This window comes from Cypionkella sp., assembly GCF_028290025.1.
GTDB lineage: Bacteria > Pseudomonadota > Alphaproteobacteria > Rhodobacterales > Rhodobacteraceae > Cypionkella.
In genome coordinates, this window is the sequence record NZ_JAQGKQ010000108.1 from 1 (window position 1) to 20,486 (window position 20,486).

Annotated in this window: 21 protein-coding genes and 2 pseudogenes; 8 read left to right on the top strand and 15 right to left on the bottom strand. The window is 59.0% G+C overall.

Translation table 11 applies throughout. The features are described from left to right. Positions 1–81 precede the first annotated feature (81 nt). The 5 genes and pseudogenes from JWS10_RS18880 (at position 82) to JWS10_RS18895 (ending at position 3,212) form a co-directional block, all read left to right on the top strand. Positions 82–948: an S-methyl-5'-thioadenosine phosphorylase gene (locus JWS10_RS18880; protein ID WP_299509406.1), complete on the top strand. Its 867-nt coding sequence runs from the start codon at positions 82–84 to the stop codon at positions 946–948. 1 nt (position 949) lies between these two features. Continuing rightward, entirely contained in the window at positions 950–1,555 is a 606-nt protein-coding gene (gene pnuC, locus JWS10_RS18885) for a nicotinamide riboside transporter PnuC (protein WP_299509339.1), read from the top strand. After that, positions 1,552–1,668: pseudogene (locus JWS10_RS21290) on the top strand (adenylyltransferase/cytidyltransferase family protein); the annotation flags it as partial. The gene pnuC and the pseudogene JWS10_RS21290, both read left to right, overlap by 4 nt. A gap of 38 nt (positions 1,669–1,706) precedes the next feature. Next, positions 1,707–2,546 (top strand): AAA family ATPase, encoded by an 840-nt coding sequence (locus tag JWS10_RS18890; protein ID WP_299509340.1) that lies wholly within the window; start codon positions 1,707–1,709, stop codon positions 2,544–2,546. A gap of 123 nt (positions 2,547–2,669) precedes the next feature. Then, on the top strand, positions 2,670–3,212 hold the full coding sequence (locus JWS10_RS18895; protein ID WP_299474110.1) for an adenine phosphoribosyltransferase: 543 nt from the start codon (positions 2,670–2,672) through the stop codon (positions 3,210–3,212). 226 nt (positions 3,213–3,438) lie between these two features. Here JWS10_RS18895 and JWS10_RS18900 read toward each other — a convergent pair whose 3' ends face one another. From JWS10_RS18900 to coxB, 12 genes and pseudogenes are all read right to left on the bottom strand, one after another. Further along, positions 3,439–3,831, bottom strand: a complete 393-nt coding sequence (locus JWS10_RS18900; RefSeq protein ID WP_299474165.1) for a DUF1428 domain-containing protein — start codon at positions 3,829–3,831, stop codon at positions 3,439–3,441. Positions 3,832–3,905: 74 nt separating this feature from the next. After that, positions 3,906–5,318: an FAD-binding oxidoreductase gene (locus tag JWS10_RS18905; protein WP_299509407.1), complete on the bottom strand. Its 1,413-nt coding sequence runs from the start codon at positions 5,316–5,318 to the stop codon at positions 3,906–3,908. Between the two features lie 27 nt (positions 5,319–5,345). Continuing rightward, on the bottom strand, positions 5,346–5,891 hold the full coding sequence (locus tag JWS10_RS18910; RefSeq protein ID WP_299509341.1) for a DUF1697 domain-containing protein: 546 nt from the start codon (positions 5,889–5,891) through the stop codon (positions 5,346–5,348). 62 nt (positions 5,892–5,953) lie between these two features. Next, positions 5,954–6,538: a GNAT family protein gene (locus JWS10_RS18915; protein ID WP_299474104.1), complete on the bottom strand. Its 585-nt coding sequence runs from the start codon at positions 6,536–6,538 to the stop codon at positions 5,954–5,956. Beyond that, positions 6,538–7,812, bottom strand: a complete 1,275-nt coding sequence (locus JWS10_RS18920; protein WP_299509342.1) for a pitrilysin family protein — start codon at positions 7,810–7,812, stop codon at positions 6,538–6,540. Before JWS10_RS18920 ends, JWS10_RS18915 begins: the two co-directional genes overlap by 1 nt. Next, a pseudogene (thrC, locus tag JWS10_RS18925) lies at positions 7,809–9,194 on the bottom strand (threonine synthase). The gene JWS10_RS18920 and the pseudogene thrC overlap by 4 nt, the downstream one beginning before the upstream one ends. Before the next feature lie 9 nt (positions 9,195–9,203). Beyond that, positions 9,204–9,872, bottom strand: coding sequence for an SURF1 family protein (locus JWS10_RS18930; RefSeq protein WP_299509343.1), 669 nt, complete (start codon positions 9,870–9,872; stop codon positions 9,204–9,206). Between the two features lie 65 nt (positions 9,873–9,937). After that, the gene (locus tag JWS10_RS18935; protein ID WP_299474094.1) at positions 9,938–10,783 is read right to left on the bottom strand and encodes a cytochrome c oxidase subunit 3; all 846 of its coding nucleotides are present in this window, start codon (positions 10,781–10,783) and stop codon (positions 9,938–9,940) included. Between the two features lie 81 nt (positions 10,784–10,864). Next, on the bottom strand, positions 10,865–11,446 hold the full coding sequence (locus JWS10_RS18940; RefSeq protein ID WP_299509344.1) for a cytochrome c oxidase assembly protein: 582 nt from the start codon (positions 11,444–11,446) through the stop codon (positions 10,865–10,867). Further along, a complete protein-coding gene (locus JWS10_RS18945) occupies positions 11,443–11,676 on the bottom strand; it encodes a hypothetical protein (RefSeq protein WP_299509345.1) in 234 nt (77 codons plus the stop codon). Before JWS10_RS18945 ends, JWS10_RS18940 begins: the two co-directional genes overlap by 4 nt. Next, the gene (gene cyoE / locus JWS10_RS18950) at positions 11,676–12,608 is read right to left on the bottom strand and encodes a heme o synthase (protein ID WP_299477379.1); all 933 of its coding nucleotides are present in this window, start codon (positions 12,606–12,608) and stop codon (positions 11,676–11,678) included. Before cyoE ends, JWS10_RS18945 begins: the two co-directional genes overlap by 1 nt. Before the next feature lie 72 nt (positions 12,609–12,680). Further along, positions 12,681–13,616, bottom strand: a complete 936-nt coding sequence (gene coxB, locus JWS10_RS18955) for a cytochrome c oxidase subunit II (protein WP_299509346.1) — start codon at positions 13,614–13,616, stop codon at positions 12,681–12,683. A 329-nt stretch (positions 13,617–13,945) separates the two neighbouring features. Here coxB and tldD point away from each other — a divergent pair, with 329 nt between their 5' ends. Next, a complete protein-coding gene (gene tldD, locus JWS10_RS18960) occupies positions 13,946–15,370 on the top strand; it encodes a metalloprotease TldD (protein WP_299509347.1) in 1,425 nt (474 codons plus the stop codon). Between the two features lie 360 nt (positions 15,371–15,730). Here the strand turns inward: tldD and JWS10_RS18965 are convergent, their stop codons facing one another. The 3 genes from JWS10_RS18965 to JWS10_RS18975 all read right to left on the bottom strand — a co-directional run bounded on the left by JWS10_RS18965 (position 15,731) and on the right by JWS10_RS18975 (position 17,920). Beyond that, positions 15,731–16,852 carry an aminotransferase class V-fold PLP-dependent enzyme gene (locus JWS10_RS18965; protein ID WP_299509348.1) on the bottom strand — a complete coding sequence of 374 codons (1,122 nt, stop codon included), beginning with the start codon at positions 16,850–16,852 and terminating at the stop codon, positions 15,731–15,733. 157 nt (positions 16,853–17,009) lie between these two features. After that, the gene (locus tag JWS10_RS18970) at positions 17,010–17,468 is read right to left on the bottom strand and encodes an Lrp/AsnC family transcriptional regulator (protein ID WP_299509349.1); all 459 of its coding nucleotides are present in this window, start codon (positions 17,466–17,468) and stop codon (positions 17,010–17,012) included. Then, positions 17,465–17,920: an Lrp/AsnC family transcriptional regulator gene (locus JWS10_RS18975; RefSeq protein WP_299509350.1), complete on the bottom strand. Its 456-nt coding sequence runs from the start codon at positions 17,918–17,920 to the stop codon at positions 17,465–17,467. The genes JWS10_RS18970 and JWS10_RS18975 overlap by 4 nt, the downstream gene beginning before the upstream one ends. A 211-nt stretch (positions 17,921–18,131) precedes the next feature. On the opposite strand from JWS10_RS18975, the gene JWS10_RS18980 reads away from it, so the two are divergent. Next, a complete protein-coding gene (locus JWS10_RS18980; protein ID WP_299509351.1) occupies positions 18,132–19,277 on the top strand; it encodes a Hint domain-containing protein in 1,146 nt (381 codons plus the stop codon). A 137-nt stretch (positions 19,278–19,414) separates the two neighbouring features. After that, positions 19,415–20,437, top strand: coding sequence for a ketol-acid reductoisomerase (gene ilvC / locus JWS10_RS18985; RefSeq protein ID WP_299509352.1), 1,023 nt, complete (start codon positions 19,415–19,417; stop codon positions 20,435–20,437). The last annotated feature ends 49 nt before the right edge of the window (positions 20,438–20,486 follow it).

Sequence of the window (20,486 nt, forward strand, 5' to 3'; positions counted from 1 at the left end):
GTTGGGAGCCCCTCAAACACCCCCTTCCCCTCCCCCCATTCCCCGCCTAAACTCCCCAAGAACCCCCAACCAACGGAGCCTATAATGCCCCCCATGATCGGCGTAATCGGCGGCTCCGGCGTCTACCAAATCGACGGGCTAGAGGGCGCATCTTGGGTCAAAGTTCACACCCCTTGGGGCAAACCTTCCGATGAAATCCTCGTCGGCCGCCTCAACGGCACGCCCATGGCCTTCCTGCCCCGCCACGGTCGCGGCCACGTCCACTCCCCCAGCTCCGTGCCCTACCGCGCCAACATTGACGCCCTGAAACGCCTCGGCTGCACCGATATCCTCGCCGTTTCAGCGGTGGGTTCCCTAAGACCCGACTACCAACCCGGCGATTTCGTGCTGGTAGACCAATACATCGACCGCACCTTTGCCCGCGAAAAATCTTTCTTCGGTGAGGGCTGCGTCGCCCATGTCTCCCTCGCCCACCCGACCTGCCCCCGCCTCGGTTCCGCCTGCCTAACAGCCGCTCAACAAGCCGGTATCAAAACCCACGCATCCGCCACCTACATCGCGATGGAAGGCCCGCAATTCTCCACCCTGGCTGAGTCCCGCCTGTATCGCAGCTGGGGTGCGGACGTGATCGGCATGACCGGAATGCCCGAAGCCAAACTCGCCCGCGAAGCCGAACTCTGCTACGCCTCGCTCGCCATGATCACCGATTTCGACTGCTGGCACGAAGATCACGGCGCGGTTGACGTCGCGCAAGTGATACAAACTCTCACCGCCAACGCAAACTCCGCCCGCAATCTTGTGGCGAACCTGCCCGCGCTGCTGCCCGATCACCCCACCTGCCCGCACGGCTGCGACCATGCTTTGACCCACGCGCTGATGACCGCGCCGGACAAACGCGACCCCGACTTGCTGAGCAAACTCGACGCCATCTCAGGCCGCGTGCTGTAGGATGGATGAAATCCTCACCTTGCTGGGCGGAATGTTCGGCACCCGAGCCATCGAGATCACCGCCGCAATCTGCGGCTTGATCAACGTCGCCCTCATCATCCGCCGCAGCCTTTGGAACTATCCGTTCGGCCTTGTGATGGTCGCGCTGTATGCGGTGATATTCTTTGACTACAAACTCTACAGCGATGCCATCCTGCAGATTTTCTTCTTCGTCATCCAGGTTTTCGGGTTGTTCTGGTGGCTTGCCGGTCGACGCGAAACCGGCGAGTTGATCGTGCTGCGTGCCAGTCCACGTCAAACGGCCGGCGTCTGCGCCATAACGCTGTCAGCCATATTGGCGATTGGCGCGGCAATGAGCCGCTACACCGACGCCAGCTTGCCCTATTGGGACGCGTGCATTGCCACGCTCAGCGTGATTGCACAGTCGATGCTCGCGCGGCGGTTGCTGGAAAATTGGCTGGTGTGGATCGTCGTCGACATCATCGCGATCAACGTCTTTCTGGCCAAGGGTCTGCATCCCACCGCAGTCCTATACGCGGTGTTTCTGGGTCTTGCGCTCTTGGGGCTGATACAGTGGCGAAAAGCTTGGCTTGGTCAGCAAGCATGACCGTTCGTCGCGGATTTCTGTTGGGCAAGTTCATGCCGCCCCACGCGGGGCATGTCTTTATGTGCAATACCGCCGCTGCGCTGTGCGACGAATTGACGGTGTTGGTATGTTCGCTGCCAGATGATCCGATAAGTGGCATGGATCGAGCCCGATGGATGCGCGCATTGCTGCCCAATGTCCGGGTGATGCATCACGACAAGGTGGTGCCACAAGAGCCCAAGGATCACCCGATTTCTGGCCGATCTGGCGAGGCATATGCACGGCTGCTCAGCCTTTGCCGATCACCTCGGTTTTCGGCTCGGAGCCCTATGTCGTGCGACTTGCCGCAGAATTGGGTGCCACTCCGGTATTGATTGACCCTGACCGGTTGGCTTTTCCCGTCAGCGCCACTGCCATCCGCACAAATCCCGCCGCGCACTGGCGCTTTGTTCCGGGGCCGATCCGCGCTCTTTATCAAAAGCGAGTGGTCCTGTTTGGCGCCGAAAGCGTCGGTAAATCGACGATGACCCGCGCGCTTGCCGCCCATTTTGACACATTGTTTGTGCCCGAATACGGCCGGACACATGACGCCTTCAAACCTGATCTGGCATGGAGCGAAGCCGATTTCACCATGATCGCCGCAGGTCACCGCGCGATGCGCGCAGCGATTGCGCCGCAGGCGGGTGCTATACTGTTTGAAGATACCGACCCGCTGCTGACTTCGGTCTGGCAGGAATATCTGCTGGGCGGCCCCGCTGGCCCTGCCAAAATCTCTGATCCAGCCGACCTTTATCTGCTTCTCGACACCGATATGCCTTGGATAAACGATGGCACACGCTATCAGGCTGACACCGATCACCGTTGTGCTTTCCATCGACGTTGCCTTGAAGTGCTGGCCGATGTGGGCGCAAATGTGTGTGTGGTGAGCGGCGCCCCCCAAGAAAGGTGGCAGACGTGCCTGTCTGCAATCTCGGCGCTGACTGACCCGCCGCAGGCGCACGCGCGGGCGTAGCGATCAAAGATCTGCTGCTGGGCGCCGGCGGTTTCATTTGCCACCACGCCGCCCCGCCTTCGCCGCCCTTGTCGCGGTGTTCTGGCTGATGGTAGACAGACCCGAGTTCTGAAAGGCCCGCCGATGCCCGCTGCGAAGAAAACCGTCAAAGACTACATCCGCACCATCGTCGATTTCCCGCACGAGGGCATCCTGTTCCGCGACGTGACCACGCTGTTCGCCGATCCGCGCGGGTTCCGGATGTGCGTTGACCAGTTGCTCGCCCCCTATGCCGGAATGCGGATTGATAAGGTCGTGGGGCTGGAAGCCCGCGGTTTCATTCTCGGCGGAGCCGTGGCACACCAGCTTTCCACCGGCTTCGTGCCGATCCGCAAGAAGGGCAAACTGCCGGGGCAGACCATCAGCCAAGCCTATACGCTCGAATATGGCGAGGCCGTGGTTGAGGTGCATGACGATGCCATGCAACCGGGCGAGAAAATTCTGCTGGTCGACGATCTGCTCGCGACCGGAGGCACTGCAGAAGCTGGCATAAAACTGATTGAGCGCTTGGGCGCGCAAGTCATCGGCTGTGCTTTTGTGGTTGATCTGCCTGATTTGGGCGGTCGCCAAAAGTTGGAAAGCATGGGGATGGACGTTCACGCCCTCTGCGCCTTCGAGGGGCTTTAACGTCGCCCGCCCAGTTCACCCACGCCGCCCCGGCCTTGAGCCGGGGCCTCTGGTTTACTGACCTCGCCCGAAACACCATTTCACATCACCATTAACGGCCTGTTCACCGAATCGTTCTAAACCAAATTCACTAAGGCCAACCCAGCCTTAGGGTGACGCTGCTTGCAACACGTGACCCACCCAACCCCAGCGCCCTGTCGGTTTCCCGGCAGGGCGCTTCTTTCGATCACGCTGACGTGGCAAATCCCGGCGCCAGCCCCTGCTCTCCCTGAGTGTCAAAGATCGGCTCAAACCCGCCCCAGATCATCCTTTTGCCGTCAAATGGCATCTCGGGCATCTCGCTCCAGCGGGCATCGGTTTCCATTTTCTCGCCCGCGGCATCGCAGGTCTGTTTGTCGGGCCATTCGATCCAAGAAAATACGATAGCCTCATCCGGCTCTGCCTTCACCGCACGCTTAAAATCGGTGACTTTGCCATCAGCGATATCCTCGCTCCAGGTCTCGACCATCCGAACCGCGCCATACTCCTTGAATATCGGCGAGGCAGCCTTTGCAGATTCGATATAAGCCTGCTTATTCGCCTTTGGAACTGCGACCAAAAATCCCTGAATATAACTCATCATGCGTCCTCCGTTTAAGGGATGATGCAGAGGGGAACCGATCAGCGCGAAATCAGTTCCCGCGCTCTATGGGGTTATCGGCGCAACACCGCGCCGGGATTCATAATCCCCAACGGGTCCAGCGCCGCTTTAATCGCGCGCATCGCTGAAAGCTTGCCCGGATCGCCATACCGCTCCAGATCGTCCACCTTCAGCCGCCCCAAACCATGTTCGGCTGACATCGAGCCGCCAAGTTCATCGACCAGATCGTGCACGCAATATTTCACCGCATCGCGCACGCCGTCATATTCGCGGCGATTGCGGCCAAAGGTCGGGAACACGTTGTAATGTAGATTGCCATCACCAAGATGGCCAAAACAATTCACCCGAAAATTGCCAATCGCCGCCAGCCGAGGCCCGGCTTTCGCGATAAACTCCGCCACCAACCCCAACGGCACCGAGATGTCGTGGCTGCTGACAGCCCCTATCATCCGGTTGGCCTCTGGCATCGCCTCACGGATACGCCACAACCCGGCCCGCTGCGCTTCAGACGCCGCAATTACCCCGTCCGACACCAGCCCATCCGCCAAAGCCGCCTCGAACAGCCCACCCAGATGATCTTCCACAACACCAAAGCCGGCTGGCATACCAATCTCGATCAACACCATCCACTCCGGCATCCCAATCGGAGATTTCACTTCGGGGATTTTCTCGGCCAGAAACTCCAGTCCCATCCGCCCGATCAACTCAAACGCAGAAACCATCCCCGACAGCCGCGCCTGCGCCAAAGACAGCAGTTTCAGCGCAGCCGCTGGGCTTTCCACCGCCAACAGCGCCGTCCCCACAACTCCCGGTACCGGATACAGCCGTAGGCTGGCGGCGGTGATCAGGCCCAAAGTCCCCTCAGCCCCGATCAGCAGATGGCGCAGATCATAGCCAGTGTTATCTTTGCGCAAGCGTTTCAAGCCATTAAAAACACTGCCATCCGGCAAAACCGCCTCGATCCCCAGACACAAATCCCGCGCATTGCCGTAGCGCAACACGGTCAAACCGCCCGCATTGGTTGCAAGGTTGCCGCCGATCCGGCACGTCCCTTCCGACGCCAAAGCCAGCGGAAACACCCGGCCTGCATCCGCCGCGTGGCGCTGCACATCGGCGAGGATCATCCCCGCCTCAACCACCAGCACGTTCTCGTCCGGATAAACCCCGCGCAACGCCGCCATCCGCTCTAGCGACAGCACCACGGGCAGCGGTCCTTCGGACATCAGCTGTCCACCGACCAGCCCGGTGCCACCGCCCCAAGGCACCAGCCCGACCCGCGCCTCCGCACAAGCCCGCACCACCACTGACACTTCGGCAACCGTCCGAGGCATCGCCACCACGCCCGCCAAGCCCTGCCAACGTCCGCGCGGTTCTTCCAGATAGCGTGGTTCCGGCACATGCAGCGTGCCTTCGGGCAACAGCCCCCGCAAATGGTCAACGAACGCAGTGTCAGCAGAGTTCAACATCGACAGCACAGCCATAACTTAACGGCCTTAAACCGTAATCGTCCGCGCCAAAGCCGCAATCGCAGTGGCCGAAGTCTGGTTGCGTGCGGTTTTTACCATGGTCAATCCAGCTTCCAGCTTGGTCGCCAAAACCGACCGCCCCACCCCGTTCGGAGCCAGCAGATACAGCGCCTTATCGGTCACCGAGATCGCTTCGCCACCCGTCGCATGTGCCGAAAGACCCGAGGTTACACTTGCCGCAATCGGGCTTTCCAAGAAATAGATATGCACCTGGGTGCCATCCGCGACGCCTTGCTTCTTGTAGGGGTTGGCGGCAAGAATCGCATCATACTCAGCCAAGGTCATCACAAACATTGGCGGAGCGAAACCAAAACGATCTTTCATCGCCGCAGTAATCTTTGCCTCAACCCCGGCCACGCCCGGATCAAGATACACCGCATTGCCGCTTTGCAGATGGGTGTGGATTTGCTGAAGCCCTTGTTCTAGCAGCATTTGCCGGAATTCCGGCATCGGCAGGCGGTTGGCACCTGACACGTTAACGCCGCGCAGCAGCAGGACTTTCACTTCACTCATAGGGCTCTCCAGACAAGACCCCGCCCGCTCCGGCGTAGGGCTACCGGCTGCAAAGCAGCGGCTTATCCTACGTCCGTGCGACCGCGTCGGTCATTGCGTAAGTTGGCGTATAGCACATGGTTCCGCCAGCGCCCGTTGATTTGCAAATAAGATTGCGCAACACCTTCATATTTAAAGCCTGACTTTTCCAACACGCCGCGCGATGCGACGTTTTCGGGCAAACAGGCGCTTTCAATCCGGCTTAGGTCAAGCTGCGCGAAGGAAAAATGCACCAAAGCCTGCACTGCTTCCTTCATATAACCGCGCCGTGCAAACGGCGCACCGATCCAATAGCCCATCGTGCCAGCCTGCACCGGTCCACGCCGGATATTGTCCAGCGTCACGGCGCCCAACAACTGGCGATCCTCTCGCCGAAACATCAGCATTGCCAGCGCCGCACCGCTAGCCTCCGCCCGCCCAGCCCAATACACCCGGTTGGTAAACGCCTTGCGCGAGAGATGATCTTGCGCCCAAACCGGCTCCCACGGGGTGAGATGCTCTACCGAAGCCTCGCGCAGACCCGACCATGCTTTATAGTCGGAATGCACCGGCAGCCGCAGAGTCATCCGCTCGGTTTCAACCGTGGGCCTGCGGCGGAACGACAGCATTACGCGGCCAGACGCTTGCGAATATCCTGCAACGTCGGCGCAGCCTCAACCGGACCATACAAAGCCAAAGCCGAATCCGCGCCCGCGAGTTCACCAGCATATCGACGCACATCGGCCATCGTAACCGCGTCAATCCGCGCCACGGCTTCATCCACCCCCGGCACCCGATCATAAATCGCCAGCAATCGCGCGATGCGTTCAGCCCGAGACGACGGGCTTTCCAGCCCCATCAGCATCCCGGCCTTGATCTGCGTCCGCGCCCGCGCCACTTCGGCCTCCGACATATCATCCGCCGCGCGCTTCAACTCATCCATGGTGATCTGGGTCAACTCGCCGATTTCTTCCGCTGAAGTCCCTGCATAAAGCGTGATCTGCCCCGCATCCTCGTAAGCGCCTGACTGCGCGAAGATCGAATAACACAGCCCGCGTTCTTCGCGCACCTTCTGGAACAAACGGCTCGACATGCCGCCGCCCATCGTCATCGCGTAGACCTGAGCCGTGTAAACGTCCGGATGCCGATAGCCCGGCGCATCAAACGCCATAGCGAAATGCACCTGCTCCAGATCCTTCACCTCGCGCCGCTCCGACCCCTTAAAGGTCGCCGCTTGGAAACTTGTCGCAGGCTTGGCCTTCATACTGCCAAACATCGCCTCGGCCTGTTTCACAATTGCATCGTGATCAACCGCACCGGCGGCCGACAAAATCATCTGCCCCGGCCCGTAATGCTCGGCCACGAAACCCTGCAAATCCTTGCGGCCAAACGAGGAAACCCGCTCCTCCGGCCCCAGAATCGTCCGCCCAAACGCCTGATCGGGATAAGACGCCTCTTGCAGCCAATCGAATACGATATCATCCGGCGTATCCAACGCTTGGCCGATTTCTTGCAAGATCACATGCCGCTCAACCTCGATTTCCTTCTTGTCGAAGGCCGGGTTCAGCACAATATCGCCAATCACATCCAGCGCCAGACCCACATCGGCCTCAAGCACCCGCGCATAATACGCGGTCATCTCACGCGAGGTATAGGCGTTGATATAGCCGCCAACATCCTCAATTTCTTCGGCAATTTGCAAACTGGTGCGCCGCTTGGTGCCCTTAAACGCCATATGCTCCAGAAAATGCGCGATGCCGTTTTGCGAGGGTTGCTCATGCCGACCGCCCGCCATCACCCAAATCCCGGCGCTGGCTGACAGCAGCCCCGGCATGTGTTCGGTGACAATACGGAAACCGTTCGGCAGAGTGGTCAGTCGCGTACCGGCAAATGCAAGGCTCAACGGGCAATCCTTTCACGGATCAGGGCCTGCAAAGCGCCCAGATCATTTGGCACACGGGTGACACGTTCCGGGCGGTCAAACAAGTCCGCCATGCGCGCAGGCAGCCCCGGACGCACCCCCATCGCCGCCTCAACCGCATCAGGAAACTTCGCGGGATGCGCGGTGGCAAGCGTAACCATCGGCGCACCGCCCAAATGCGCTTCGGCCACTTTCACGGCGACGGCAGAGTGCGGACACAAAACCTCGCCAGTCTGCGCAAACACCCGCCGCATCGTCGCGGTGGTTTCCTCCTCCGAGCACCGCCCCGAATCAAAGGTTTCGCGCAGCATCCCCATCGCGCCCTGCGAAATATGGAAGCCGCCCGCCTTCAACTCGTCCATCAGGGCCGAAACCGCCTTACCATCACGACCGTAAGCATCAAACAACGCCCGTTCAAAGTTGGAACTGACCTGAATATCCATCGACGGCGAGATCGTCGGCGACACCCCATTCTGCACGTAATCCCCGGTTTTCATCGCCCGATCCAGAATGTCATTCTGGTTGGTGGCGATCACCAACTGCTCAATCGGCAGCCCCATCTTCCGCGCGATTTAGCCCGCGAAAATGTCACCGAAATTACCCGTCGGCACGGTGAAACTCACGCTGCGCTCCGGCGCGCCCAAAGATACAGCCGCGCTGAAATAATACACCACCTGCGCCAGCACCCGTGCCCAGTTGATGCTGTTCACCCCTGCCAACCGCACACCATCGCGGAAGTCAAAATCGTTGAACATATCCTTCACACGCGCTTGGCAATCGTCAAAATCACCATCCATCGCCAGCGCATAAACATTGGCCTCAGATGGGGTCGTCATCTGCCGCCGCTGCACATCCGACACCCGGCCATGCGGATACAGGATGAACAGATCGACATTGGCTAACCCGCGAAACGCCTCCATCGCAGCCGACCCGGTATCGCCCGAGGTCGCGCCAACAATGGTAATCCGCTCGCCGGTCTTCGCCAAAGCCGCCTGCATCATCTGGCCGATCAGCTGCATGGCGAAGTCTTTGAACGCCAACGTCGGCCCGTGAAACAGCTCCAACAGGAAATGGTTCGGCCCGAGCTGCACCAAAGGTGCGCGCGCTGCATGGCCAAATCCGGCATAAGCCTTGGCGATTAGCCCCTTGAACTCAACATCGGTAAACGTCGAGCCGAGAAACGGCCGCATCACCCGAAACGCAATTTCCTCATATGGCAGCCCCGCCATCGCCGCGATATCCGAGCGCCCCAAAACCGGCACCACTTCCGGCACATAAAGCCCGCCATCGCGCGCCAGCCCCGTCATCATCGCTTCGCCAAACGTCAAAACCGGAGCCGCGCCCCGCGTCGAGATATACCGCATCGTCTTCCCTCAAACCTGTCGCCTGATACGCCACACCAGCCCTGCTGTCATCACCGCCCATACGAAAGCCAGTGAAAACCACGTGATGGCATAACCCCAATGGTCATTGGGAATAGACGAAGTATCCACCGGCATCGCCTCTATCCCGTCACCAGTTGGTGCGCGGGCGACAATAAATGTCGGCTCTGTATGTAAAACCGCAGACATAGCCACCGCATCCCGCGCAAACCACATTCCGGTCTTAGCATCGGGTGGCGGAGTATACTGATTGCTGTCACGCGGCCACATCAGGTTGCCCTGCACCGTCAATTCACGCACATGCAGCTTTTTGTGCTTTTCCTCATCCGGCAGAAACCCGCGATCCACCAGCAAACGCCGCCCGTTCGCCATTTGCAGAACCGACACCACCTGTACCCCGGCCCCCACCATCGGCTGACCTGACAGCACATACAATGTCTCTCCGGTAAACCGACCCGCCGCGATCACCGGGCGGTAACGATCGCGCTCAGGGTCCAAAACCGCAGGCACCACCACCGCGGGCACCGAAATCCCCGCCGTCATCTCATCCAGCTGCGCACGCTTTTCATACATCCGCTGCACTTGCCAGATGCCGAGACTGCACAAAAACCCCACGCCAGCCAAACCCAGCAGCCGCGCCGATATCAGACGGAATTTCATGGCTAAACCTTGAAAGCAAAGCGCGGGCCACATCGGGCCCGCGCGCTGATCTTATGGCTGAAAAGTTACGCGCTGCCCCAGATATAGACAGCGGCGAACAGGAACAGCCAGACCACATCCACGAAGTGCCAATACCACGCTGCCGCTTCAAACCCGACATGCTGCTCGGGCGTGAAATGGCCTTTGTAAGTACGGATCAGGCAGACGGTCAAAAAGATCGTGCCGATGATCACGTGAAAGCCGTGAAACCCGGTCGCCATGAAGAACGACGCGCCATAGATGTTGCCCGCAAAACCAAACGCCGCGTGGCTGTATTCATAGGCTTGGAAGAAGGTGAACAGCAGGCCCAGCACAACCGCCAGAATAAGCCCCTGTTTCATCGCTTCACGGTTGTTGTTCTCATGCACCAAAGCGTGGTGCGCCCAAGTCGCGGCACAGCCCGAGCACAACAAAATCAGCGTGTTGATCAGCGGCAGATGCCACGGGTCAAACAAAACGATACCCTCGGGCGGCCAAACACCATCTTGAATTGGCGACAGCGGCCCCATCGGATAAAGCGCATGTTTGAAGAACGTCCAGAACCACGCCGAGAAGAACATCACTTCCGACATGATGAACAGGATGAAGCCGTAGCGCAGGCCGATCCGCACCACCGGCGTATGATCGCCGGTCTGGCCCTCATGGGTTACTTCTGACCACCATGCGAACATCACGTAAAGCACGGCGACAAGACCCCCTAGAAAGAACCAAGGCGTGTTGTGTCCGATGCCCAGAAACTTGTTTTCCGGGGAGATGTTAGGCGACACCATCAACACGGAGCCGGCGAGCATGACACCTGCGGCAAGCGCACCGGCTAACGGCCAAATCGACGGCGGCAGAATGTGGTAATCGTGGTTCTTGGCGTGGGCCATGGTCGGGTTCCCTCGGATTTTCTTAGTTGAGGCGGCTCGGGTTTTTACGACGTTAACAGCATCGCACAAACCCGAACCACCCTATTCTAGCGTTTTGGCGGGTGCATCAGCAAGCGCTGCCTGCTTTTCTGGAATATCGGCGACATGGAAGGTGTAAGACAGCGTGATCTCTTTGATCAGACTGGCTTCCGGGTCTTTCACAATCGACGGATCGACGTAAAAGCTGACCGGCATCTGCACGCGCTCACCGGGTTGCAACACCTGCTCGGTGAAGCAAAAACACTCAATCTTGGTGAAATAGCCACCCGATTGATCCGGCGTCACGTTATAGCTCGCCTGCCCACCCACCGGCTTGTCGGTCGGGTTATACGCCTCAAAGAACGCGAGGCCGGTCTCGCCGATATGCAGCTCCATCGACGGCACCACGGGCCTGAACTGCCACGGCATCCCTGCCTCAAGCGAGGCGTCGAAGCGGATCTTTATAACCTGCTCAAGCACTTCATCGGCACCCTGCGAGGCCACCGAAGTCGTCCCCGCATAGCCCGTCACCCGGCAAAACCAGTTGTAAAACGGCACCGCCGCAAACGACAGTGACAGCATGACCACGGCCACACCCGCAAGCATCGCGGCGGTTTTCTTTTGCTGTTTGACCGAGTTGCTCATGGATTTACCGCCGGAGCAACAGGTGCAGGAGCAGGTTCTTCCGGTGCAATCGGCTGCGTTGACCCAAGTATCCCCGGCGCATCATTGGCATGGCCCACATCGCCCTCGGTCACCTTCACCACAGTCAGCGCGAACACCAATGCGACAAAGCTTAACAGTGCCAAGCCGACGCCCAGATTGCGGGAAAACCTGCGGGAGTGAATTTCATGCTCGGGTTTCGGAAAAGCCATCACCAGCCCCCCATGCCATTGCCATGCAACACAGCCTCAACCAGCAGCGCGCCGAAATGCAGGAACAGATACAACAGTGAAAACCGGAACACCGATTTCTCAACCTTGTATTTGTCCGCCTCAGCCATCGCCTCATCGCGCTTCCAAATCCGATACGCGCCGCGCAGAAATTCGGCGTTCAGCAGCACCGAAACCGCCAGATACACCGGCCCTCCGATCGAGGTAAAACCTAGTGCAATCGCAAACGGGATCAAGGCCAGCGTATAGCCGAGCACATGATTGCGCGTCACCCGCTTGCCATGGGTCACAGTCAACATTGGCACACCGGCTTTGGAATAATCCTCGTTCATAAACAACGCCAAGGCCCAGAAATGCGGCGGCGTCCACATGAATATCAGCATGAACATCAACCCGGCTTCGACCGAGATCGAACCGGTCGCAGCCACCCAGCCGATCATCGGAGGGAAGGCTCCGGCAGCCCCGCCAATCACGATGTTTTGCGGGGTAGAGCGTTTCAGCCACATCGAATACACGACGGCATAAAAGAAGATCGTGAACGCCAGCAAAGCGCCCGCAAGGATATTGGTCGCCAGCGCCAGCATGACAACTGAGATACCCGACAACGCCAGCCCAATCGCCAAAGCCTCACCCGGCTGCACCAGACCCGCAGGCACCGGACGGCCCTTGGTGCGGCGCATGATTGCGTCAATATCAGCGTCCCACCACATGTTCAAAGCACCCGAAGCCCCTGCCCCCAGTGCTATGAACAAGATCGCGGTAAACGCCACCACCGGATGCAGATGCACCGGGGCGACCAGCAGGCCGACCATCGCAGTAAACACCACAAGCGACATCACCCGCGGCTTCAACAGCTGCACGAAATCGCCAAATCCCGCTTCTTTCGGGGCCTCAAAAGACCGGATATCGGTCATAACATGTCCTGGCTTTCTGGTGTGTCAAAGGCCCCCAAACCGGCGGGAGCTCTCTTTGCCGCAGCTTGGGCCTCAGTTCGACGCGAGCCGCAGATTGCCCGTTGAGGTAACTTGCGCAATCCAAGCATCATAGGCCGCTTGGCTGACCACTTTAACGGTGATCGGCATATAGGCATGGTCCTTGCCGCAAATGTTTGTGCATTGGCCGAAGTAAACGCCTTCCTGTTCAGCCTTGAACCACAGCTGGCCCAAACGCCCGGGCACCGCCGATTGCATCACACCGAAAGCAGGTATCGCCCAAGCGTGGATCACATCAGCGCCAGTGATCTGCATTACGATGGTTTTGCCAACCGGGATCACCACAGCATTGTCAGTCGCCAGCAGGAAATCTTCTTTCTTATAACCGAAATACGCCAGCTTCTTCACTGCGACATCGCTCAACACCTCAGCGGTAGACATAGGCTGATCATCGCCCCAGCCCGCCGCCGCATCGTCAATCTTGGTTGCGCCGTCGATACGGAAGGCGTCAAACTTTAGCGTATCGTCGCCGACCTTCACATCGGGGTATTCGTAGGACCAATACCACTGATTCCCCGTCACCTTGATGGTGAGATCGGCTACCGGAATCTCCTGTTGCTCAAACAAAGCTGGCAACGAGAACGATCCGATGAACACCAAAACCAGAATCGGAACGATTGTCCACGCCACTTCCAAAGGTGAGTTATGGGTGAACGTTGCCGGAACCGCGTTGCGCTTTTTGGCATAGCGCACAATGATGTACAAAAGCAGCACCGTCACGAACAGCACGATCACACCGATGATGATATGGATCATGTGATCCAGCCATTGCAGATCGCGCGCGATATTGGTCGCCGCTGGCTGATGGTCGGTGCCATACGGAATAGGCTTCCCCACCGTTTCCAAAGCCTGTGCCAGAGCGTAGCTAGGCTGCAGAAGCAGTCCGAGGCTGGCAGCCGCAACGGCGTTGAAAGAGGACAAAAGACGCATGTTTATTTCCCGTATCCAAGGGCAGCTTTCACGCCACCTTTTCGGCCATGCCCGAGCGTGGGCAGAATCCCGATGTTTCTGAATTCTCTGAAACCATATTAGCTGCTTCCCGACAAGAGTAAGCTGCGGCAAAACCGCGCCACTTGACCAAGATCAAAGCAAATATCTGAACTCGTGCCGCTCACCCTCACTGGCAAGCCCGCACACAGCACGCAATCGCTGCCTTGCGATAGCCGCGCCCGCCCCCTAAGTTCCGCATAACCGGGCTGCCACCTCAGACGCCGCACCTGCCCGCACCCAAAGCTTCCCGCCCCGAAAGGCCCTGCCCAATGTCCACCGACACGCCCTTCCGCCCGTTTGAGCAGCATATAGACGAGGCAACCGCCCTCGCCACCCTGCGCGCGGCCACTGCTGGTGCCGATGATGGCGAGCTATTCTTTGAACGCCGCCGCTCCGAAGCCATTGTGCTCGACGATGGCCGCATCAAAACCGCCAGCTATGACGCCTCCGAAGGTTTCGGTTTGCGTGCCGTGCGCGGTGAAGTCGCAGGCTACGCCCATTCGACCGAAATCTCCGAGTCCGCCCTGAAACGCGCCTCTGAAACCGCCCGCCTTGCTGTCGGCGATGGCGGCGGCACCTTGGCCGATGCCCCCAAACGCACCAACATCAAACTCTACAGCGATGCCGATCCGATGGCAGACGCAGTTTTCGCAGTCAAAATTGACCTGCTAAAAGAAATCGACGCCTACGCCCGCGCCCTCGACCCGCGCGTGGTGCAAGTCTCGGCCACCATTGCCGCTGGCCTGCAAGAGATTGAAATCCTGCGACCCGAGGGCCTGCGCTATACAGATGTGCGGCCGATGGCCCGGATGAACGTCTCGGTCATCATCGAGTCCAACGGCAAACGTGAGCAAGGCGGCACCGGAGGCGGTGGCCGTTATGGCCTCGCCTCGCTGATGCAGCCGAGCCACTGGCAGCCGTTGCTGAAAGAAGCCCTGCGCATCGCTCTGGTGAACCTAGACGCCGTCCCCGCGCCCGCTGGCATGATGGACGTAGTGTTAGGGCCCGGCTGGCCCGGCATCCTGCTGCACGAAGCCATCGGCCACGGGCTCGAAGGCGACTTCAACCGCAAGAAAACCTCTGCCTTTGCGGGATTGATGGGCCAAATGATCGCCTCCCCCGGCGTCACCGTGCTGGACGACGGCACCATCCCCAACCGTCGCGGCTCCATAAGTGTCGATGATGAAGGCACGCCCTCGCAGAAAAACATCCTGATCGAAGACGGTCGCTTGGTCGGCTACATGCAAGACCGCCAAAACGCCCGCCTGATGGGTGTCGCCGCCACCGGAAACGGTCGCCGCGAAAGCTATGCGCATATCCCAATGCCACGCATGACCAACACTTACATGCTGTCCGGCAAAGACGACCCCGCAGGCATCGTAGCCAGCCTCAAAGATGGCATCTACGCAGTCGGCTTCGGCGGCGGCCAAGTTGACATTACCAACGGCAAGTTCGTGTTCAGCTGCACCGAAGCCTACCGCGTCCGCAACGGCGTCATCGGCGAAGCCGTAAAGGGAGCCACCCTGATCGGAGACGGCGCCACCGCCCTCAAACAAATCCGCGCCATCGGCAACGACCTCGCCCTAGACCCCGGCATCGGCAACTGCGGCAAAGCTGGCCAATGGGTACCCGTCGGCGTAGGCCAACCCACCCTACTCATTGGCGGCCTGACCGTAGGCGGCTCGCAAACGTAAAGCGGCTTCCGCCCAGACGGTCGCGGGTCGGCACAAACCGCGACCGCCCACTCCGGGTCATCCTCTCTGCAAAAATATCCCCGCCGGAGGCATCCGGCAGGGCCACGAAGCCCGCCAAAACAGCACGGCCGCGCACAGTCCCCCAGACCTGCCCCTAACGCATCCTCTGCGTAAAATTATCCCCCGCGGAGCAATCCACGACGCCAAAGTCGTCCGGCGTATAATCGATCAGACCAGCCCAGCAGACCACCAGACCACGATATTCGGCCTACCCGAAAATCGCCCCGCACGCTGCATTAACTCGGCAAATCCCCGGCAAATATGGCCGTTTTCCATGCGGTTAATGGCGCAGCCAAACCCTCACAAAACCGCATCCACCCCGCGCCGCAACCGCGCCACCGTGCCTGCCACATCCGCCAGCTTATCCAAACCAAACAACCCCAGCCGGAAGGTGCGAAACTCCGCCCCCTCTCCCACTTGCAACGGCACCCCTGCAGCAATCTGCATCCCCAACTCCCGGAACTTCGAGCCGTTCTGCACGCCCGCATCCTCGGTAAAACTCACGACAACTCCCGGAGCCTGAAACCCCTCCGCCGCAACCGAGGCCACACCTTTTTCCGCCAACATCCCCCGCACAGCCGTTCCCAATTCCCACTGCGCAGCCTTCGCCACCTCAAACCCCATCGCCTTGGTTTCCAGCATCGCATCGCGGAACCCCACGATCGCATCGGTCGGCATGGTGGCATGGTACGCATGACCACCCGCCTCGTAAGCCACCATAATTGCTCGCCATTTCTTCAAATCGAGCGCAAAACTATTCGACGTGGTTTCCGCCAACCGAGCCTCCGCCCGCCCGCTCATCACCACAATTCCAGCAGCCGGAGACGCCGACCACCCCTTCTGCGGCGCTGAAATCAGCACATCCACCCCAGTCGCCGCCATATCCACCCAAACGCACCCCGACGCGATGCAATCAAGCACCAGCAGCGCCCCCACCTCATGCGCCGCCGCAGCCATCGCCGCGATATAATCATCCGGCAAGATAATCCCCGAAGATGTCTCGACATGTGGCGCAAACACCGCTTCGGGCCGCACTTCCCTGATCTTCGCGCAAACCTCGTCAATCGGCGGCGGCGCATACGCCGCCTGCGCGCCATTTCCGCTCGCCCGCGCCATCACCACAGTCGGCTCGGCAAACCCGCCCGCCTCAAAAATCTGGCTCCAGCGATACGAAAACCAGCCGTTGCGCACGATCAAAGCCGAGCCCTGCCCAAACTGCCGCGTCACCGACTCCATCGCGTAAGTGCCGCCACCCGGCACCAAGGCTACCGCAACCCCCTGATAAACCTCACGCAACAGCCCAGAGACATCGCGCATAACGCCCTGAAACTTCGCCGACATATGGTTCAAACTGCGATCGGTGAACACCACCGAGAATTCTTCCAACCCATCCGGGTCAACATTGGCATGAGGCAGTTTCATCGCAGCACTCCTTAAATCTTTGCCGCAATCTTAGCCCCAAATGCTCGCCGACGCGGTATAAAAACCGACAGCATTCTTTCGTTTTTCCCAATTTTATGCCGCGTCGGCGAGCATTAGACAGCTTCCGAAATTCCGCACGAGTAACTATGCCAACTAACTACCCCAGCGGCCCCGGCCGCCGCTCCTCAGTCAGCAGCACATTCGCCTCGACCTGCCCCACCCCCGGCAGCGTCATAATGCGCCGCCGCAGCACCCGCTCAAAATCCGCAATGTCGCGCGCCACCACCCGCAAGCGATAATCGAACAGCCCCAACACATGCTGCACCACCTGCACTTCTGGTATTGCCTTCACCGCCCTCTCAAAATCCTCCAATGAAACCCGCCCCTTAGTGGCGAGCTTCACCCCTAGAAACACCGTCACCCCAAAGCCCAGCGCAGAACGATCCACGTCCAACCGTCGCCCTGCAATCACCCCCGCGTCCTCCAACCGCTTGATCCGCCGCCACGCAGCAGGCTGGCTCAACCCAAACCGCCGCCCCAATTCCCCCGCCGACAGCCCCGCATCCAGCACCAAAGCCCGCAGCAATCCGCGATCCACGTCATCCAGATCAATCACAGCGGCAACCCTTCGCTTTCCTTGATCGTCGCAATCAGCATCAACGCCTCAATGTCCGAGATATGCGGCAGCACCAGAATCTTTCGCCGATACACCTCTTGATAATGCGCCATATCCCGCGCGATCACGTTCAGCCGCACATCGACCCGGCCCAGAAACGTCTCAATCGCGATCACCTCCGGCACCTCACGCGCGGCATCCAGAAACTCATCAAACGCGCGCGGATTTGTTTTATCCAGTGTGAATCGCAAACTGACCTCGACCGCATAGCCCAGCGCCCGCCAGTCAATCAGCACTTGCTCGGCGCGGATCACCCCACTCGCCCGCAAGCGCTCAATCCGGCGCCAACAGGTCGCTGTGGTCACGCCCGCAAGGTCCGCCAACGCCGCCGTCGCAAGGCTTGGATCTGCCAACAGGTGACGCAGCAAGCGCCGATCCGTATCATCAAGCATGATTTTTTCACTATGTCCGCATTATGCGCATGATCTGTCGCAAAGTCTCGGTTGAGTGTCAAAGCGGAAATACAACCTCTGTGCGAAAATATGACAAATGCGTGATTTTTGCCAAGAACGCTGCAAAATTGCAGATAACGCTGTCACCCCGGACCGTAAGCTTCTAGAGCAGCGCAGCGGCGTTAAGCCCGGTTTTACGAGTTTGAAGAACATGTCAGTACAGACCATCCATATTTTCGCTAAAAACGCATTGAACATCTCCCGCACCGACGGCGGGGCCTTGACCCAAGGCAACCCCATCTCTAATGCCGTCAATGGCGACGCGTACAGCTGGGAAAATCCCTCTGACGTAGCGATAACCTTCGGCACCGCCGACACCACAATCACATTCAACGATGCCGACGGCATTCTCAGCGATGACCCGTTTAATAACGCCGATGTCATTGATCAGACGCTCGCTGCGCCGGTGACGGTCAACGGCGTCACCTACAATCCGAGCGCCACGACTGTGCGCTGGCAAAACCCTGCACCGGTGAATGTCGAAAACGAATACGAAGTGTCAGTTTATAGCGCGAGCGGAACCGTTTATCACATGGTGGGTGTGTCGATCACCCAAGGCTACACCACCACCGTGGTCGGCGTGATGTTCAAGGGCGCTACCCCGCCACCCGGCACGACTTTATTCTACCATCAGGGTTCTTCGACATATTCTGGCTCTGGCCAAACCTTACCGATCCCCACTGTTACCTGCTTTGTGGCAGGCACCCGGATTGAGACCACAACCGGCCCACGCGCCATCGAGACCTTGTGCGCGGGTGACATGGTTTTAACCCTCGACGGTGGCGCGAGGCCGATCCGCTGGATTGGCCGCAGCCGCGTTGATGGCTTTGGGCCACATGCGCCCATTCGCATTGCAGCAGGCGCGTTCGGCAATCTTCGTGATCTCGATGTATCACCCAACCACCGGATGTATCTCTATTCGTCGAAGGCGGAGCTTTACCTTGGCTGCAACGAGGTGCTGGTGGCGGCAAAATTCTTGCTCAACGGCGACTCAGTGCGCCGTGCGCTGGTGCGGCGCGCTGACTACATCCACTTGATGCTAGACCAGCATGACATGGTTTTTGCCGAAGGCGTTGCCAGCGAAAGCCTGTTCACCGGCTCGGGCGCAATGAACTCACTGGGCAGTACCGCTCAGGCCGAACTTCTCGCTATCTTCCCACAGCTGAAATTGCGCGAGCAGGTTCTGTGCCGTCGCAGCCTTACCAAGGCGGAAGCGCACCTATTGTTCCCCGCCAGCGCGACTTATCCCGGCCTGCGGCTGGCCGATATCGCACCCACCCTGCGCATCGCTGCATAAGGCGGGCGCATATATTTTTCAATATATTCGGTATCGACGCATAAAAATCACAACATTTTGCCGTTTTTGAAAAATTTTGCGCGCATCCCCTTCTTAATCCGCCTATATTGCGCTCATCAACAACGAAGGAGCGCCCAATGCGCGTGTATTACGACCGTGACTGTGATGTGAACATCATCAAAGACAAAAAAGTCGCCATCCTAGGCTACGGCAGCCAAGGCCATGCCCACGCGCTAAACCTGCGCGATAGCGGTGCGAAAAACCTCGTTGTGGCTTTGCGTGAAGGTTCGCCTTCCGCCAAGAAAGCCGAAGCGGAGGGCCTGAAAGTTATGGGCATCGCAGAAGCCGCCGCTTGGGCCGACCTGATCATGTTCACCATGCCTGATGAACTCCAAGCCGAAACCTACAAAAAATACGTCCATGACAACATCCGCGAAGGTGCTGCCATTGCCTTCGCCCATGGTCTGAACATCCATTTCGGCCTGATCGAGCCGAAAAAGGGCGTCGATATCATCATGATGGCCCCCAAAGGCCCCGGCCACACCGTTCGCGGCGAATACACCAAAGGCGGCGGCGTGCCTTGCCTTGTAGCCGTGCATACCGATGCGACCGGCAAAGCGATGGAAGTCGGTTTGTCGTACTGCTCGGGTATTGGTGGCGGTCGCTCCGGCATCATCGAAACCAATTTCCGTCAAGAATGTGAAACCGACCTGTTCGGCGAACAAGCCGTCCTCTGCGGTGGCTTGATTGAACTGATCCGTATGGGCTTCGAGACGCTGGTTGAAGCCGGCTACGAGCCGGAAATGGCCTACTTCGAGTGCCTGCATGAAGTGAAACTGATCGTCGATCTGATCTATGAAGGCGGCATCGCCAACATGGATTATTCGATCAGCAACACCGCAGAATACGGCCAATATGTCTCCGGCCCGCGCATTCTTCCTTACGATGAGACCAAGGCCCGCATGAAAGCCGTGCTGTCCGACATCCAATCCGGCAAATTCGTGCGCGACTTCATGCTCGAAAACGCCGTCGGCCAACCAACCATCAAAGCCTCGCGTCGCTCCAATGACGAACACCAGATCGAACTTGTCGGCAAGAAACTGCGCGACATGATGCCTTGGATCTCCAAAGGCAAAATGGTCGACCGCGCGCGCAACTAAGTTGTAATCGAAGATTTGGGGCTGGCGCTGTTTGGCCGCCAGCCCCATA